We start from the raw sequence: 17,296 nt of genomic DNA on the forward strand, positions 1-17,296 counted from the left end.
ACGTGGCGTATCCCGCTCTAGGGGGCGAACGTAACGGCCGAATGACAATATTGAGCACGTGTGCAAAATTATTATGACCATGTCCCAGCGACTTGCAAGCGGCGGGTTCTTGGTCGCCATCATTTGCGCTTCAAATTGCGTATTTCCTGGGCTAGCATCGCGTCATGAGCCTTGAATCTGTCCGCGCCTTCCTCAGCGCCCACGCACCCGATATCGAAATCATCGAAACCGCCGAGAGCTCCTCGACGGTGGCGCTTGCCGCCGAAGCCCATGGCGTCGAGCCGGCCCAGATCGCGAAGACGATCTGCCTGCGTGTCGGCGAGCAGATGATGCTGGTCGTTGCCGGCGGCACGGCGCGGCTCGACAATCGCAAGTTCAAGGACACCTTCGGAGCCAAGGGGCGAATGCTCGATGCCGAAGAGGTTGTGGCCGTCACCAGCCATCCGGTCGGCGGCGTCTGCCCCTTCGGCCTTCCCTCGCCGTTGCCCATTTATTGCGATATCTCGCTGAAACGCTTCGATGAAGTCGTGCCGGCCGCAGGCTCGACGAACTCGGCCGTCCGCATCGAAACCCGACGGCTGGCCGAGTTGACCGGCGCCAGCTGGATAGACGTCTGCCAGTAATGGCGCCGAAGAGCTTCACACTTGGGAAAGAGTCCCTATATTACATCTCGACATGCCGTGATTGCGCATGACAGGAGATCAGGAATGCCGAGTGCCATTTCGCGTTTTGCCAAGATCGCGGCCATTGCCGCTCTGACGAGCGCTACCGTTTTTGCTTCCCTTAACGATGCCGAGGCGCGCCGCGCCGGCAGCGGCGGTTTCGGAAGCCGCGGCACGCGCACCTTCCAGGCGCCGCCTGTCACCAGCACCGCGCCTGGGACCGCAGCACCGATCGAACGATCGATGACGCCGCGTCCGCAGACCACGGCACCTGCTACCGCGCAACAGCCCCTCGGCGCTCAGCGCCCCGGTTTCTTTGGCGGGTTCGGCCGTTCGATGATCGGCGGTCTGATTGCTGGCGGCCTTCTCGGCATGCTGCTCGGTCACGGTTTCGGCGGCGGCTTCGGCTTGCTCGGCATGCTGTTGCAGATCGCGCTGATCGGCGGCGCCGTCATGCTCGCCATGCGTTATTTCGCCAACCGCCGCCAGCCTTCCTACGGCGTCGGCGGCGGCCAGAGCCGATCCTATAACATGACGCCCACGAATAATTCGTCCTTCCAGATCCCGACGATCGGTTCGGGCAGCGGTTTCGGCGGGCAGTCGCGCGGCGATCGGCCGAGCGACGAGATCGGGCTGGCGCAGGCTGATCTCGATCAGTTCGAGGAATTGCTGACCCAAGTGCAGACCGCTTACGGTGCCGAGGATTACGGCACCTTGCGCCGGCTGACGACACCCGAGGCTATGTCCTATCTCGCCGAAGAGCTTGGCGAAAATGCCACCAACGGTGTGCGCAACAGCGTCTCCGACGTTAAGCTGCTGCAGGGCGATATTGCCGAGGCCTGGCGCGAGGACGGCCAGGAATATGCGACGCTCGCCATGCGTTATTCCTCGATCGACGCGATGGTCGAACGCGACAGCGGCCGCCTGGTTTCTGGCGACGACCACCGTCCGAGCGAAAGCACCGAGGTTTGGACCTTCGTGCGCAAGTCTGGCGCCGATTGGAAGCTTGCGGCGATCCAGGGTGCCGAGCAGCGCGCCGCTTGATGCGGTGCTCAAAACCAATGCTCTGTTTTAATTCACCGCGACCGGTTTGGAACGCATGCGGGAGACCGTCTCGCGTTCCGCCCGTTTGCAACGCATCGGCGGCAGTCCGCGATCCATCAGGTCCATGTCTTCCAGCACCATGTCGCCCATCTTCTTGAAAGCGCTGTCGAGCGCGCCGGCCCTATGCGCCGAGCGGATGAAACCTTTCAGGCTCCGCACCGGATGATTGGGCGGCAGCGGTTCCTCGGGGTAGACGTCGCTCGCCGCGACGATATGGCCTGACGAAACCGCCGCCATCAGCGCATTGAAGTCGACGACATCGGCGCGGCTGAGCAGGATGAAGGCCGCGCCCTTGCGCATGCTTGCGAATGACTCAGCGCCGAGAAATCCCCTGTTTTCACTGGTGACGGCCGCGACGACGAAGATGAAATCGCTCTTCGTCAGGACATCGTCCAGGCTTGCCGGCTCAACGCCGTTTTCCTCGAGGATCGATTGCGGCAGCCAGGGATCGAATACCCTGATGCGGGCTCTGAAGCCGGACAGTACCCGGCGCAGCGCCTTGCCGAGATCGCCGAAGCCAACGATGCCGATCTCGGAACCGGCGAGCAGCCGCGCACTCGAATTCCCCTCCCCTCCCCAGAGTTCGTTGCCTTGGCGAAAAGCGACATCCGCGTCGACGATGCCGCGCGCCAGGGCCAGTGCGAAGCCGAGACCCATTTCGGCGACCGGCTCGGCAAAGACTTGGCCCGTCGTCACGACGTGGATACCGCGCTGGAAGAGTACCTCATAAGGCATGTTGTTGAGAAGATTGCTTTCGACGTTGAGGATCGAGCGCAAGGCCGGCATACGTCCCAGCGTGTCCGCCGAAAGCGGCGGCTGGCCGATGATGTAGCGTGCCCTGCCGAGGATTTCGTCGCCGAGCCCGGCGATATTCTCGGGGTCGGCCTCGACGATCTCGTATTTCGTATGCAGTTCGGCGCGCGCCTTGTCGCTGAAGATCAAATCAAGCGTACGCGGCTCGGGCGCGCTGATCGCCAGCGGCCGTTCGGTATTCATCATGGCGTCTCCTCCATCGCGGCGGTCTGCGCCGTCTCTGCCGGACGATTGATAGCCCCTGTGGAGGACGGTTTCCAGCGCGATCTTCAGTCCCTGAGCGCTGGGAGAAGCCACCGAAAGTGGCATCTGCCTATCAGATAAGCAGTTGAATCGGCTCAGTATTTCATGGAATTGTCGTTGACGGCGCAAATTCTTTGAACTAGCGTGATGCCCGCCACTTGGCCATCCCGGTGTTCGGCGGCCGCGGGATATTCGAAAATTCACGAGGGGAATGAGCAATGAAATCAGCAATCAAGAGCGGCCTGCTTGCCTTGGCTGCCGCAGCGCTTCCGGCCGTCGCCTCCGCCCATCCCGCTATCGGCGAAGCTGCAGGCTTCAGCCATGGCTTTGCCCATCCGATATCTGGCCTCGATCATGTCCTCGCCATGGTGATGGTCGGTGTTTTTGCATTCCAGCTCGGCGGCCGCGCCATCTGGCTCGCGCCGACGACCTTCGTTCTGGTGATGGCACTCGGTGGTGCTCTCGGCGTTGCCGGCATCAACGTTCCCTTCGTTGAAATTGGCATCGCGCTTTCCGTTGTCGTCCTCGGCGCCGTTGTCGCGCTCAATATCAAGGCGCCGCTCGCCGCAGCACTCGGCATCGTCGGTCTCTTCGCCATCTTCCACGGTCATGCACATGGCGCCGAAATGCCGGAAGATGCCGCCGGTGCCGGCTATGCCGCCGGCTTCATGGCCGCGACGGCGCTGCTGCATGTCGCCGGTCTCGCCGTCGGTTACGTCATCGGCCGCGCCGGTGAACGTCAGGGCCTCTTCGTGACGCGCACGGCCGGCGGCCTTGCCGCTGTTGCCGGTGTCGGCATTCTGGCCGGCTTGATCTGAGCCTGACAGCATTCCTGAACAAAAACTGGGCGGCATCGGCGGCCTAGACATTTCGTTCCGACAGGACGCCCGGCTTGCGTAACGCATCGCCGGGCGTTTCTGCGTCATCGCTGCAAAGTGCTGTGGACTTGACCCAAGTCAAATCCAGCCACGTCGCGTCCCGCTATATCTACCCCACGATCAACGAACGGACATCCAAATTGACGCAGGCATGCCTTGCCGATTGCCGGCGAGACGCGAAAGTCAGTATAGTGATTTCAGAAATTTCTGAAATCACAGACGCAACGGAAATGACCATGAACCTTCCGCCTCTCGTCCAGTCCTTCGTTCTCCACTTCGGCGAAATGGGGTCGCGCTGGGGAATCAACCGCACGGTTGGCCAGATCTACGCCCTGCTCTTCGTCTCGCCCGCGCCGGTCTGTGCGGAGGAGATCGCCGAGTCGCTCGGCATCTCGCGCTCCAATGTGTCGATGAGCCTGCGCGAACTGCAGGCATGGAACCTCGTCATCCTGAAACATAAGCCCGACGACCGCCGCGATTTCTTCACCACGCCTGATGATGTCTGGCAGATATTGAGGACACTTGCCGAGGAGCGAAAGAAGCGCGAAGTCGATCCGACTCTGTCCGTTTTGCGTGAGATCCTGATGCAGCGGCCGGCCAGCGATGCCGAGCGGCATGCGCAGCAACGGATGAGCGAGATGCACACGCTGATCGAGCAACTGACGCATTGGTATGAAGACGTAAAACAACTTGAAACAGAAAGGCTCGCAACGCTCCTCTCGCTTGGCGCGAAAGTGACGAAGCTTCTGGAGGCCAAGGACCGGGTCGTTTCGCTCGGCCGCAGCCGCCGGCCAAATCCTGCGAACAAGAGTTAGCGCCATGAGCACTGATTTCTTCGACGCGAAGGACGGACGCGGCGCCGAGCCGGCGCCGGACGGTGATACGGTCTCTCCTGTCACCCGCCCCTATGCGAAAGGCGGGCTGCGCAGAGCGGCAATGCTGCAGGCGCTGGCCGCCGCCGTCTGGATCCCGCAGGCCGCATTGCTGGCCGTCTCGGTCGGCCGCATCGCCGATGGCGGCGGATTGCATGATGTTGTCTGGCCAGCCCTTGGCATCCTCGCCCTTGGATTTGCAAGAAGCTGTCTCGACGCGGCTGGTGGCCGCCTGGCCTTTCAAGCCGCCCGTGCCGAGCTCAGCAGCCGGCGGCAGATCGCCGCCTCGGCACTTTCCATGTCGTCGCCGGTTGATCGCGGCCGGCCTGCCTCCGGCAAAGCCGCAAGTGTCATTGGCGAACAGGCCGAACTGATCGTGCCCTACCTCGCCCGTTTCCAGCCGGCGCGGATGAAGGCCAGCCTCGGGCCGCTCATTATGCTTGCCTCCATCCTGCCGGTCTCCTGGATCGCCGCGCTAGTTCTGCTGTTCGCCGCGCCGCTGATCCCGATCTTCATGGCGCTGATCGGCTGGCGCGCCCAGGCGGCCAGCGAAAGGCAACTCGTCGCCACCGGCGGCCTCAACGGCTTCCTGCTCGATCGGCTGCGCGGACTGGCGACCATCCGTGCGCTCGACGCTGTCGATGCAACGGCACTCCGCCTGCGGTCGGAGGCGGAGTCTCTGCGTGCGCGCACCATGGCGGTGCTGAAGATCGCCTTCCTGTCCTCGGCGGTGCTCGAGCTTTTCGCCGCGCTCGGCGTGGCGATGATTGCCGTCTATGTCGGCTTCAGCCTGCTCGGCGAGATCCGCTTCGGCACCTGGGTAAGCCGGCTCGACCTGACCGAGGGACTGTTCATCCTGCTGCTCGCACCGGCCTTCTTCGAACCGCTGCGCGAACTCTCGGCTGTCTGGCACGATCGGACCGCCGGCGAAGCGGCGCTGAAAGCCCTGGACACCCACGCTGCTGGCGGCCTGTCGATCCAAGGAGCAGCCGAGGTCGCGCCAGCAATATCTGCCGTCGCCGAAGCACCGTCCATCCGCCTTGAGAATGTCGATTTCCGCTACAACGCCGCCGAGCCGTTGATCCTTGACGGTTTCAACCTCGATATCGCGGCCGGCGAACATCTGGCGCTTCTCGGCGCCAGTGGTTCCGGCAAGTCGACGCTTCTTTCGCTGATTTCAGGACTAGCGCCCTGCACTGGTGGCCGGATCGTCATCGGCGGCATCGAACTTGCTGATGACAGTGCCGACGCCTTGCGCGCCAGCATGGCATGGATCGGTCAGAGACCGCATATTTTCGCGGGCACCATCGCCGGCAATATCGCGCTCGGCAGGCCCGATATCCCGCGCGTCGACGTGACGGATGCGCTCGACGCCGCCAGGCTCGGAAAAGTCGCCGCCGCCTATGGCAACCGGCCGCTCGGCGAAGGCGGGATCGGGCTTTCCGGCGGCGAGGCGCTGCGGCTGGCGATCGCGCGGGCGGCCTGCAATCCGCATCTCCGGATCATCCTGGCCGACGAGCCGACCGCACATCTCGACGCCGCCACCGCCGCCGAGGTGACCGAGAGCCTGCTTTCGCTCGCCAGGGGCCGCACCCTTATTGTTGCGACCCACGATCCGCTGCTTGCCGCCCGCATGCATCGCACCATGCGCGTCGATGCCGACATCGTTATGAGGGAGGCCGCCGAATGAGCGGATTTGCTGCGGACCTCAAGCCGATCCTGCGTCTGTTCCTTGCCGAGCGCCGACGTGCGCTGCTGCTCGGCGCAGCACTTTCAGCGGCGACGGTAACCGCCGGAATCGCCCTGCTCGGCCTGTCCGGCTGGTTCATCACCGCCACCTCGCTCGCCGGCCTTTCGGCTGCTGCCGCCATCACCTTCGACGTCTTTGCGCCGTCAGCCGGCATCCGCCTGCTCGCCATCGTCCGTACGGCCGCGCGCTACGGCGAAAGGCTTGCGACCCATGATGCAACGCTCGGCGTGCTCGCCGCCCTGCGCGAAAAGCTGTTTCGCGGCTTTGCCGAACCGGGTGCTGCCCGCGCCCTGCTCCATCGTCCCGCGAGGCTGCTTTTCCGGCTAACCGCCGATATCGATGCGCTCGATTCTCTTTACCTCCGTATCTTGGTGCCGGCCGCAGTCGCGATCGGCGCAGCACTTGCGGCAAGCGTTGTACTGGGGCTGATGCATCCATTGTTGGGCCTGTGCTTCGGTCTCTTCCTCGCGGCTTCCGGCCTCGGTCTGCCTGTCATCGCCGGGCGAGCGGCGCGCAAACACGCCCGCAGACGCACCCATGGCATCGAGGCGCTGCGGTCGCGGACGATCGATCTCGTCGCCGGTCAGACCGATCTGCTGATGGCCGGCCGGCTTGCCGCGCAGAGGGAGGCGATTGCCGCGGCAGACCATTACGCAGCCCGCGCCGACAATCGGTTGAACCGCGTCGAAACCGGCCTGACATTCGGCTTCGGCCTCGTCTCGACCTTGCTGCTGACGGCATCGCTGCTAGCCGTCGCAACCCTTGCTGAAACGAAGGTGATCACCGCGCCCGTCGCCGCACTCGGTCTGCTCGTCGCCTTCGCGGCGGTCGAACCCTTCGCAGCGCTGCGCCGCGGTGCCCTGGAACTTGGGCGGACGCTGCTTGCGGCAAGGCGCATCGCGCCGCGGCTTGCCGTCGCGGCGGCACCCGAACCATTGGCGGTGCCGTTGCCGGGATGCGCTTTTTCGCTGGTGAAGGTGTCAGCCTTCCATGAAAACTCCGCCGTCCCAGCGCTCGAGGATATCGAACTCGCGCTTCAACCGGGCGAACGCCTCGCTGTCATCGGCAGCAGCGGCGCTGGCAAGTCGAGCCTGCTTGCCCTCCTTTCCGGCGAATTGCCGGCGCGGACGGGAAGTATTGCAGTGGCAAAAGCGACCCTGCTGACGCAACGGACAGAGCTTTTCGAGGACGGCCTGCGCGACAACCTCCTCCTTGCAAACCCGGATGCGAACGAGGCCCATCTTCGCGAAGCGCTCGCCGCCGCCGGCCTGCTTGCCGATATCGAGGCCATGCCGCGGGGGATCGATACGCCGCTTGGCGAAGGCGGGCTCGGCCTTTCGGGCGGCCAATCGCGCCGGCTGGCGCTTGCCCGGCTCTTCCTGCGCGACACGCCACTCTGGCTGCTCGATGAGCCGACAGAGGGCCTCGACGGCGTCACCGCCCGCGACGTGCTCTGCCGGCTGTCGGCAATGGCGGCGGGCCGTTCGCTGGTGATTGCCACGCATATCCGCCGGGAGGCGGCGATCGCAGACCGCATCGCCGTCATCAACGGCGGTCGCATCATAGAAATTTCGCGCCGCGGAGAGGCGGCGTTCGAAAAGGCGCTCGACCGGCTTCGGCCGGACTAGAGCAAGATTGCATACCCTCACGCGCCGGCCGGTGCTGAGGAACGCCTTGTACCCCGTGGGACCGTGGGAGAAAAACAATGGAACTAGATATCGTCGCGTTATCGCGCTTCCAATTCGCGCTGACGGCGCTTTACCACTTCCTGTTCGTACCTCTGACGCTCGGCTTGTCCGTGCTGCTGGCGATCATGGAAACCGTCTATGTCATGACCGGCCGCCAGATCTGGCGGCGGATGACCAAATTCTGGGGCGGGCTGTTCGGCATCAATTTCGTGCTCGGCGTCGCCACCGGCATCGTCATGGAATTCCAGTTCGGCATGAACTGGAGTTACTACAGCTATTATGTCGGCGACATTTTCGGCGCACCGCTTGCGATCGAGGGCCTGATGGCCTTCTTCCTCGAGGCGACCTTCGTCGGCCTGTTCTTCTTCGGCTGGGACAAGCTGTCGAAGGTCGGCCATCTGGTCGCCACCTGGGCGGTGGCGCTGGGCTCGAACTTCTCAGCGCTCTGGATCCTGATCGCCAATGGCTGGATGCAAAATCCGGTGGGATCGGCGCTCAACCCGCAGACGATGCGCATGGAGATCACAAGCTTCTTCGACGTGGTCTTCAACCCCGTTGCCCAGGCGAAATTCGTCCATACGGTGTCGGCGGGCTACGTCTGCGCCTCGATCTTCGTGCTTGGCGTTTCGGCCTGGTATGTGCTGAAGGGCAGGCATATCGAGCTTGCCAAGCGCTCGATGACGGTCGCCGCCTCCTTCGGTCTCGCTTCGGCCCTATCAGTCGTCGTGCTTGGCGACGAGAGCGGCTATCTCGCCACCGAGAACCAGAAGATGAAGCTTGCCGCGATCGAGGGCATGTGGAAGACCGAACCGGCGCCGGCCGCCTTCACCGCTTTTGGCTTCCCCGACCAGGAGGCGCGTGAAACGCATTTTGCCGTGCATATACCCTGGGTCATGGGCCTGATCGGCACGCGGTCGCTGACCACAGAAATCCCCGGAATCGACAAGCTCGAACAGCAGGCCGAAACCCGGATCCGCGACGGCATCAAGGCTTACGACGCGCTGATGCAGATCCGTTCGGCACCGGCACAGGGTCAGGTAGCGCAGGAAGTGCGCACTTCCTTCGAGGATCTCGGCCATGATCTCGGCTACGCTCTTCTGCTGAAGCGCTATGTGGACGATCCGCGCCAGGCGACGGAGGAGCAGATCGTTCAGGCCGCACGTGATACGATCCCGCACGTGCCGACGCTCTTCTGGTCTTTCCGCATCATGGTTGGCCTCGGCATCTTCTTCATTCTGCTGACCGCCACCTTCTTCTGGCTGTCGGCGCGGCGCCATCTCGATACGTATCCACTGCTTCTCAGAATTGCCGTGCTGGCGATCCCCCTGCCCTGGGTCGCCATCGAGCTCGGCTGGGTCGTCGCCGAGTTCGGCCGCCAGCCCTGGGTGATCGAAGGCGTGCTGCCGACGGCAGCAGCCGTCTCCAGCCTCGGCGCCGGCACCGTGCTTCTGACGATCATCGGTTTTGCGGCACTCTACACGACGCTGATCGTCATCGAGATGGGCCTGATGATCAAGGCGATCAAGCAAGGACCGGAGCCGGACGACGAGCCGGAAGCGATTCTGATTTCCGAAACCCTCGTCCCGGCCGCGGAGTGACCTGCCATGATCCTTCACGAACTCATCGACTATGAAACCCTGCGTCTCATCTGGTGGCTGCTGCTCGGCGTCCTGCTGATTGCATTTGCGACGACCGGCGGCTTCGATCTCGGCGTTGGCATGCTTCTGCCTTTCGTTGCCCGGACCGATACGGAACGGCGCGTGGCGATCAACACAATCGGCGCCACCTGGGAGGGCAACCAGGTCTGGCTGATCCTCGGCGGCGGCGCCATCTTCGCCGCCTGGCCGCCGCTTTATGCGGTCTCCTTCTCGGGCTTCTATCTGGCGATGTTCGCGATCCTCTTCGCGCTCATCCTGCGCCCGGTCGGTTTCAAATACCGGTCGAAGCGGGAAAGCGCCAATTGGCGGAGCGGCTGGGACTGGGCGCTCTTTATCGGCGGTTTCGTGCCGTCGCTGATCTTCGGCGTTGCCGTCGGTAATGTGCTGCAGGGCGTACCCTTCCGCTTTGCCGACGATATGCGGATCTTCTACGAAGGCTCGTTCTTCGCTCTGCTCAACCCCTATGCTCTGCTCTGCGGCCTGCTTTCCCTGGTCATGCTGACGATGCATGGTGCGGCCTGGCTGGTATTGAAGTCGAGTGGCCCGGTTGCAGAGCGTGCCAGAAGCTATGGCAGCATCGCCGCCCTTGCCGTTATCGTGCTTTTCGCACTCGGCGGCCTCTTCCTGTGGATCGGCGTCGGTGGCTATCGCATCACCAGCGATATCAGCCCGATCGGCCCCTCCAATCCGCTGCTGAAGACCGTGGCGCTGGAGAAAGGCGCGTGGCTTACCAATTACGCCGCTCATTCCTGGATGATCATCGCGCCCGTCCTCGGCTTCGTCGGCGCGGCACTGGCCTTCATTGCCATGCGGGCAAGGCGCGAGGTCATGACGCTGCTCGTCAGCAAGGTGGCGATCTTTGGCATCATCTCGACGGTCGGCCTGTCGATGTTCCCGTTCATCCTGCCCTCCTCGCTCGATCCGCGATCGAGCCTGACGGTCTGGGATGCGTCCTCCAGCCACATGACGCTGTTCATCATGCTGGTGGTGACGGTGATCTTCCTGCCGATCATCCTTGGCTACACGGCCTGGGTCTACAAGGTTCTGTGGGGCAAGGTCGATGAGAAGTCCATCACCGATAAAAATAGCCACGCCTACTAGAGCGATTCAGTAGAACCGCTCTAACCTTTTGTTTTTGCGGAATTCCCGGCAAAATCGCTTCGCGCTTTGCCTGGGAAAACCGCTTCGCACTTTTCCTGGAATTGCTCTGAGGGAGACCAAACGATGTGGTATTTTGCATGGATCCTCGGCCTGCCGCTGGCCGCCGCCTTCGCCGTCCTCAACGCCATGTGGTATGAGCTGATGGACGACGCGGCCAGGAAGAAAGCTTCCGAGCCGCGCAAGTAGAAAAAGCAAAGGGCGCGGTTCAAACCGCGCCCTTTGCTGTTACTTCAGCCTTCCAGCCACTTCACCTGATCGGGTGTCAGCTTGATGTCGAGCGCCGAGAGGCTGTCTTCCAGCTCGGCAACGGTGCGCGGCCCGATCAGCGGAATGACCGGGAAAGGCTGGGCGATCACATAGGCGAGCGCGATGTGGATCGGATTGCGGCCGAGCTTGTTGGCAAGCTCGATAGCGCGGTCGCGGCGTCCGAAGTTGCGCTCGGAATACCAGACCCGCACGATCTCCTCATCATCTCGCTTGTCGCGGCCGGCGCGATCGGTAAAGAAGCCGCGGCCCTGGCTCGACCAGGCAAAGTTCGGGATCTGCTTCTCGTTCAGCCATTTCTTCCAGTCGTCATCGGAAGCGGCAACGCAGCCGGCCCAGATCGGATCGAGCATCTCGGCGAGCGAGAAGTTGTTGGAAAGCGCTGCCGGCGCCGCCTTGCCAGTCTTTTCGGCATAGGCGATCGCTTCGTCGAAGCGGGCCCGCGTCCAGTTCGAGCCGCCGAATATGCCGCGGATGCGTCCGCGCTTGACCTCGGCATCCATGGCATCGACGAACTCGCCGACGGGCACGTCGGTATTGTCGCGATGCATGAAATAGATGTCGACATAGTCGGTCTTCAGCCGGGCAAGCGACTGGTCGAGCTGCTTTGCGATCATATCGGGATAGCAGAGCGGCGAATGGGCGCCCTTGCCAATCAGCACGATCTCCTCGCGCGGCACCTTGCGGCTCGTGTGCCAGTCGCCGAAGATCGCCTCCGTCTTGCCGCCGCCATAGACATAGGCCGTGTCGAAGGCATTGCCTCCGGCTTCGTAGAAGGCGTCGAGCGTCAGCGAGGCGGCGGCGAAGTTCGGGAAGAACTCGAAGCCGAGTGTGACGACCGAGGCTGGTTTGGAAATGCCAGGGATCTGACGTTGCGGAACGCTGTTGCCGCGCGCGATCGCGCCGCCGGCAATGTTTGTCGTGCGTTTGCTGGCTTTTTCCACGCCGTATTCGAGGCCGACCGAGGCACGCCACTGGTCGAGCACACGCAGGTTTCCGATCGAATCTGCCCAGCTCATGCCGGGAGAGCTGAATTCGGTGTTGCCGGCGCGGATGGCATCGCCCGCCGCATCCGCCTCGAAGGAATAGAGCCAGCGATCCTCCCTGAGTTCGACGGTCTCCTGCTTGCCGCCCTTGAAGATCTCGATCTTGCCGACGCCGCCCTTGTGACCGGAGGCGAACCAGAAGTCCTGGACCTCGATCCGGCCCTCGGAGCCGATGATGCGCAGTACATTGTCCTGCTGCGCCATGATCGAGCAGGAGACTTCGGCTATGATCTCGTTCGGGAATTTGAGCACGGCAGATGCCCATTCATCGACGCCGCTCTGGCCGAGATGGGCGACGCCCGAGACCTTCTCCGGTTCGAGGAAGGCCTTCCCCTCCTCGGCGCCGGCGACCAGTCTGGCCATCGAGACCGGATAACCGCCGACATCGAGAATGCCGCCGCCGGCAGTGTCGTTGGCGAAAAGCCGGTGTTCGGGCTTATAGCTGCCCATGTTGAAGCCGAAGCTCGAGCGGATGATGCGAACGGTGCCGATGACGCCGCTTTTGACGAGTTCGACCAGCTTCTCCGTCTGCGGATGCACGCGGTACATGAAGGCCTCGCCGGCAAAGACGCCGGCCTTTTTCGCCTCGTAATAAACCGCTTCGGCATCATAGGCCGAGAGCGCGATCGGCTTTTCCACCAGGATGTGCTTGCCGGCGCGTGCCGCCTTGATCGCCCATTCCGCGTGGCCGGTGTGAGGGACGGCGATATAGATCGCATCGATCTCCTTATCGGAAAGCAGCGCCTCGTAACCATCGACGATGCGGGCGCCGGGGAATCCTTCGGCAAGGCCCGGCTTTGCCGGATTGCGGGTAGCGATTGCCACCAGCTTTCCGGTGCGCGAATGGGCGACGCCGTCTGCAAAAGTGCGGGCGATGGTGCCGGGGCCAATGATGCCCCAGCGGATCGGTTGATCTGAAGTCATGGAAAATCCTCTTTCGTCTTTCTGTCCTGGGATTTGGTTCAGCGAAGCCGCTTGCCGGCACCGTCGAAAAGGAATGTGCGGTTGGCGGGAAGGCCGACCGTCAGCGTGTCGCGATTGCCGGCGACGCGCGATTCCGGCCGCTCGATGATCAGTTGCTCGGGGCCAATGGTTGCGTAGATGTAACTGGTATTGCCGAGGTGTTCCGCGACGTCGATGGTGACGGTGAGGTCGGCATCGCCCGTGCCCGCATCGACGAAATGCTCGGGACGGATGCCGAGCGTCACTTTTGCGCCGGCTTCGATGGGGTCGGCGACTGGCAGCGTCAGACGCGTATTGGCGTCGCTTTCGAGCGCAATCACCGCCCTGCCCGGCTGCGTCTCAACCACCACGGCCTTCAGGAAATTCATCTTCGGCGAGCCGACGAAACCGGCGACGAACTGGTTTGCCGGATCGTCGTAAAGGTCGAGCGGCGCGCCGATCTGTTCGATATTGCCGGCGCGCAGCACGACGATCCTGTCGGCGAGCGTCATCGCCTCCGTCTGGTCGTGGGTGACGTAGATCATCGTCGTGCCGAGCTGCTTGTGCAGCCTGGAGATTTCGACGCGCATCTGCACCCGCAGTTCAGCATCGAGGTTCGACAAAGGTTCGTCGAACAGGAAGACCTGGGGTTCGCGGACGATGGCGCGGCCGATTGCGACACGCTGGCGCTGGCCGCCGGAAAGCTGCTTCGGCCGGCGCTTCATGAGTTCGGTGATCTGCAGGATCTCGGCGACATGGCGTACGCGCCGCTCGGTGTCGGCCTTCGGATTGCCGTTCATGCGCAGGCCGAAGCTCAAATTTTCCTCGACGGTCAGGTGCGGATAGAGCGCATAGGACTGGAAGACCATGGCGATGCCGCGATCGGCCGGCTCGACGTCGTTGACGACCCTGCCGCCGATCTGAAGCTCGCCTGACGTAATGTCCTCGAGGCCGGCGATCATCCTGAGCAGCGTGGACTTGCCGCAGCCGGAGGGGCCGACGAAGACGACGAATTCGCCGTCCTTCACCTCCAGATTGGCGCCGTGGATGATCTCAAAGCCGCCGAAGCGCTTGACGATGTTGCTGAGTGAAAGCTCTGCCATGCAGCCTCCCGATTATTTAATTGCGCCGGCCGCGATGCCGGCGATGAAATGGCGCTGAAGAGCCACGAAGATGACGAGGATCGGCGCCGTCAGCAGCACCGCGCCGGCCATGATGCCGCCCCAGGAAACCTTGGTGAGGCCGATCAGCGTTCCCAATGCCACAGGCGCCGTCATCATCCCCGGCCTGGAATTGATCAGCAGCGGCCAGAGGTAATTGTTCCACGAGTGCAGGAAGAGAATGATCGCCAATGCCGCCATGGTCGGGCGCGCTAGCGGCAGGGCAATGCGCAGGAAAATCTGCCATTCCTTGACGCCCTCGACCCGGGCCGCATCGAAGAGTTCACCCGGCATCATCGAGAAGGATTGCCGCATGAACAGCACGCCGAGCGAATTGAACAGCGGCGGTACGATCAGAGCTACCCAGGTGTTTGCCAGCTTGAACTCGCGCGCCACCATGATGAATTGCGGGATGACGACCACGGAGAAGGGAAGCGTGATCGTGCCAAGGATGATGGCGATGACGACGGAGCGGCCGACGAAACGGTAACGTGCCAGTGCCCAGCCGGCCATCGAAGTCAGCAGCACCGAGAGCACTGTATAGATCAGCGCCACGCCGATGGAGATCACCATGGCCCCGATGAAATCGGTATCGGCCTGCAGATTTTTGAAATTCTCGACGAAGTTGGTCGATGGCCAGAGCACGATGTCAGGGCTGAAGATGCCGTTGTCGGGCATGGTTGAGAAGACGAACATCATCCAGAGCGGAAACAGCCAGATTATCGCGAGCGGCGCCAGTGCGGCATGCAACGCGATCTGGCGCAGCAGAAGGGATTGCGATTTGGATTTCATTTCGGATCCCTCCCGACCCAGAGATTGAGAAGCGAGATCGCCACGGCGAGGGCAGCCATCGTATAGGCGATCGCCGAGGCATAGCCGAAGTTCAGCGAGGTGAAGCCCTGGCGATAAAGCAGCAGGCCGAGCGTCTCGGTGCCGCCGCCCGGACCGCCGCGATTGGTGATCAGGAAGGGCTCGGTGAAGAGCTGCATGGTCCCGATCACCGAAAGCACCACGCAGAAGAGGATGATCGGCTTCAGCAGCGGCAGGGTGATGTGGAAGAACTGCTGGACCTTGCTCACCCGGTCAAGCGTCGCCGCCTCGTAGACGTCATCGGGAATCGACTGCAGGCCGGCGAGGATGATGATGGCGTTGTAGCCTGCCCAGCGCCATGTGACGGCGAGGATGATCAGGCCCATGGCGGCATTGGCATTGTCGAACCAGGACACCGGGCTGAACCCAACGGCTGAGATCAGCTTGTTGATGATCCCGAAATCGAGGCTGAACATCAGTCGGAACACCGCAGCATAGGCGACCTCGCCGACGACGACAGGGGCAAAGAATGCGAAACGGAAGAGGGGGCGCGCTTTCAGCAGCGGCGAATTGAGCATCACGGCCATAACGGTCGCGAGCGCGATCATGACGGGCACCTGGATCACCAGGATGATCAGCGTGTTGTAGAGGGCATTGTAGAAGGCCGGGTCGTAGAAGAGCCGGCCCCAATTGGCCTGGAAACTATATTTCCATGGGTTGATACGGGTGTTCTGAAAGGAAATCAGGAACGAATTGATGATCGGCCAGACCCAGAAGGTGGCAAAGACCAGCAGATAAGGGGCGAGGAACGCATAGGCGCTCCGGGTTCTGAACGGCATCGAGCCTCCTCCTCACAAAACCAACGAATGACCAGCCGCCTTGCGGCGGACGGAGAGCCGGGCGCGACAAGCGCCCGGCTTCGTCATTCACTGCGCGATCGGAAGGCCGGTCGCCGAAGCGATCTGGTTGGCGGCATCGTCGAGAGCCGCCTTCGCATCGGGATAGCCGCCGGAGAAGAACTTCGTCTGCGTCGCCTTGAAGATGGCTTCGGCATCGCTCTGGAAGGCGGTGCCGCGGCTCGGAACGATCTTCGGCAGCGTCGCGAGGATATCGGCCCAGACCTTCTGATCGCCCCAATAGGGCTGCGCTTCGTTGACGAAGGGATCTTGTACGGCCGAGAGCAACGATGGCACCAGACCGAACTCCTTGAGCATGGTCACCTGACCCTCGTTCGTGCCGAGGGCGTAGTTGACGAATTTCCAGGCCGCTTCCTTATTTGCGGAGGTCGCCGAAATAGCGAGCGACGAACCGCCGAGATTGGCGGCATGCGGGCCATCGGCCGTCAGGCTCGGCATCTTGTAGACGCCCCATTTGCCCTTGAGATCGGGCGAGGTCGAGCGAACGGTGCCCTCATACCAGCCGCCATACAGTTGGCTTGCGGCCTTGCCGGCGGTATTGGCCTGGATCTTTTCGTCCCAATTGGCTGCCGTCAGCGTGCCAGCATCCTTCATTTCCTTCACTTTTTGCAGCGAGGCGACGCAGGCCGGCTGGTTGATGGTGATGTTCTGACCGTCGGTCGAATAATAGCCGCAGCCCTGTTCGTTGGCGATCATGCGAAACCATTCGCTGTCGCCATTGAAATCCGCCTGCGCCATGACGGTGCCGGGGTTGGCGACGGAAATTTTCTTGCCGGCGGCAATAAAATCGTCCCAGGTATTGATCGTGCTTGGATCGACGCCAGCCTTTTCGTAGAGATCGCGGCGATAGAAGACGGCGACAGGGCCGGAATCCCACGGCATGGCATAGGCGACATCGCCGACTTCAAGTTCGGTGCGCTTGAATTCGGGGAATTTCGCCTGGATCTCGGGTGTGTAACCGAGCTCCTTCAGATTGGCGAAGCAATCGGGAAAACGGCTCCAGAAGATTTCAGCTTCGAAATTCTCGATGCTGACGATGTCGGGCAAGCCGTCGCCGCCGGCGGCGCAGGCAGCCAGCGTCTTATCGAAGACCTGGGCGTTGCCAAGGTCCTCGACGGTGATCTTGATATCGGGAAACTGTTTGTTGAAGCCTGGAAGCGTGGACTTCAATGCCGACGCGGCGACATTCCAGCTCCAGATGGTGAGATTGGCCGACTGCGCGTAGGCGGAGCCGGAAGCAAGCACTGCGACAGCTGCGGTCGCAGCGAGAAGTTTGAAGCGCATTGAAAATCCTCCCTTTTCAATTGCCGATCTTTCACGAACGCGGT

Annotated in this window: 15 protein-coding genes; 9 read left to right on the forward strand and 6 right to left on the reverse strand. The window is 62.5% G+C overall.

The window, feature by feature from the left end; translation table 11 throughout:
• Positions 1-164: 164 nt before the first annotated feature.
• Positions 165-623 carry a YbaK/EbsC family protein gene (locus RlegSU303_RS34000; protein WP_094088969.1) on the forward strand — a complete coding sequence of 153 codons (459 nt, stop codon included), beginning with the start codon at positions 165-167 and terminating at the stop codon, positions 621-623.
• 84 nt (positions 624-707) lie between these two features.
• The gene (locus RlegSU303_RS34005) at positions 708-1,706 is read left to right on the forward strand and encodes a Tim44 domain-containing protein (RefSeq protein ID WP_131719444.1); all 999 of its coding nucleotides are present in this window, start codon (positions 708-710) and stop codon (positions 1,704-1,706) included.
• 27 nt (positions 1,707-1,733) lie between these two features.
• Here RlegSU303_RS34005 and RlegSU303_RS34010 read toward each other — a convergent pair whose 3' ends face one another.
• Positions 1,734-2,765: a hydroxyacid dehydrogenase gene (locus tag RlegSU303_RS34010; protein ID WP_131719443.1), complete on the reverse strand. Its 1,032-nt coding sequence runs from the start codon at positions 2,763-2,765 to the stop codon at positions 1,734-1,736.
• A 275-nt stretch (positions 2,766-3,040) separates the two neighbouring features.
• Between RlegSU303_RS34010 and RlegSU303_RS34015 the strand changes: the two genes are divergently transcribed.
• The 7 genes from RlegSU303_RS34015 (at position 3,041) to cydX (ending at position 11,015) form a co-directional block, all read left to right on the forward strand.
• The gene (locus RlegSU303_RS34015) at positions 3,041-3,640 is read left to right on the forward strand and encodes a HupE/UreJ family protein (RefSeq protein ID WP_131719442.1); all 600 of its coding nucleotides are present in this window, start codon (positions 3,041-3,043) and stop codon (positions 3,638-3,640) included.
• Positions 3,641-3,936: 296 nt separating this feature from the next.
• The gene (locus tag RlegSU303_RS34020) at positions 3,937-4,515 is read left to right on the forward strand and encodes a GbsR/MarR family transcriptional regulator (RefSeq protein ID WP_026157699.1); all 579 of its coding nucleotides are present in this window, start codon (positions 3,937-3,939) and stop codon (positions 4,513-4,515) included.
• 4 nt (positions 4,516-4,519) lie between these two features.
• Positions 4,520-6,262, forward strand: coding sequence for a thiol reductant ABC exporter subunit CydD (gene cydD / locus RlegSU303_RS34025; RefSeq protein ID WP_131719441.1), 1,743 nt, complete (start codon positions 4,520-4,522; stop codon positions 6,260-6,262).
• Positions 6,259-7,950 carry an amino acid ABC transporter ATP-binding/permease protein gene (locus RlegSU303_RS34030; RefSeq protein ID WP_131719440.1) on the forward strand — a complete coding sequence of 564 codons (1,692 nt, stop codon included), beginning with the start codon at positions 6,259-6,261 and terminating at the stop codon, positions 7,948-7,950. Before cydD ends, RlegSU303_RS34030 begins: the two co-directional genes overlap by 4 nt.
• A 77-nt stretch (positions 7,951-8,027) precedes the next feature.
• On the forward strand, positions 8,028-9,608 hold the full coding sequence (locus RlegSU303_RS34035; RefSeq protein ID WP_131719439.1) for a cytochrome ubiquinol oxidase subunit I: 1,581 nt from the start codon (positions 8,028-8,030) through the stop codon (positions 9,606-9,608).
• A gap of 6 nt (positions 9,609-9,614) precedes the next feature.
• Positions 9,615-10,769 (forward strand): cytochrome d ubiquinol oxidase subunit II, encoded by a 1,155-nt coding sequence (gene cydB / locus RlegSU303_RS34040; RefSeq protein WP_131719438.1) that lies wholly within the window; start codon positions 9,615-9,617, stop codon positions 10,767-10,769.
• A gap of 123 nt (positions 10,770-10,892) precedes the next feature.
• On the forward strand, positions 10,893-11,015 hold the full coding sequence (cydX, locus tag RlegSU303_RS34045) for a cytochrome bd-I oxidase subunit CydX (protein ID WP_017957645.1): 123 nt from the start codon (positions 10,893-10,895) through the stop codon (positions 11,013-11,015).
• A gap of 44 nt (positions 11,016-11,059) precedes the next feature.
• On the opposite strand, the gene RlegSU303_RS34050 is transcribed toward cydX, so the two are convergent.
• The 5 genes from RlegSU303_RS34050 to RlegSU303_RS34070 all read right to left on the reverse strand — a co-directional run bounded on the left by RlegSU303_RS34050 (position 11,060) and on the right by RlegSU303_RS34070 (position 17,252).
• Positions 11,060-13,063: an aldo/keto reductase gene (locus RlegSU303_RS34050; protein ID WP_131719437.1), complete on the reverse strand. Its 2,004-nt coding sequence runs from the start codon at positions 13,061-13,063 to the stop codon at positions 11,060-11,062.
• Positions 13,064-13,101: 38 nt separating this feature from the next.
• Positions 13,102-14,184 carry an ABC transporter ATP-binding protein gene (locus RlegSU303_RS34055; protein ID WP_094088960.1) on the reverse strand — a complete coding sequence of 361 codons (1,083 nt, stop codon included), beginning with the start codon at positions 14,182-14,184 and terminating at the stop codon, positions 13,102-13,104.
• Between the two features lie 12 nt (positions 14,185-14,196).
• Entirely contained in the window at positions 14,197-15,033 is an 837-nt protein-coding gene (locus tag RlegSU303_RS34060) for a carbohydrate ABC transporter permease (RefSeq protein ID WP_003549196.1), read from the reverse strand.
• On the reverse strand, positions 15,030-15,890 hold the full coding sequence (locus RlegSU303_RS34065) for a carbohydrate ABC transporter permease (protein ID WP_131719436.1): 861 nt from the start codon (positions 15,888-15,890) through the stop codon (positions 15,030-15,032). Before RlegSU303_RS34065 ends, RlegSU303_RS34060 begins: the two co-directional genes overlap by 4 nt.
• Positions 15,891-15,977: 87 nt before the next feature.
• Positions 15,978-17,252, reverse strand: a complete 1,275-nt coding sequence (locus RlegSU303_RS34070) for an extracellular solute-binding protein (RefSeq protein ID WP_131719435.1) — start codon at positions 17,250-17,252, stop codon at positions 15,978-15,980.
• Positions 17,253-17,296: the final 44 nt, after the last annotated feature.

Origin of the sequence: Rhizobium sp. SU303, from assembly GCF_021052345.1 — a bacterium.
Classification (GTDB): Bacteria; Pseudomonadota; Alphaproteobacteria; order Rhizobiales; family Rhizobiaceae; genus Rhizobium; species Rhizobium laguerreae.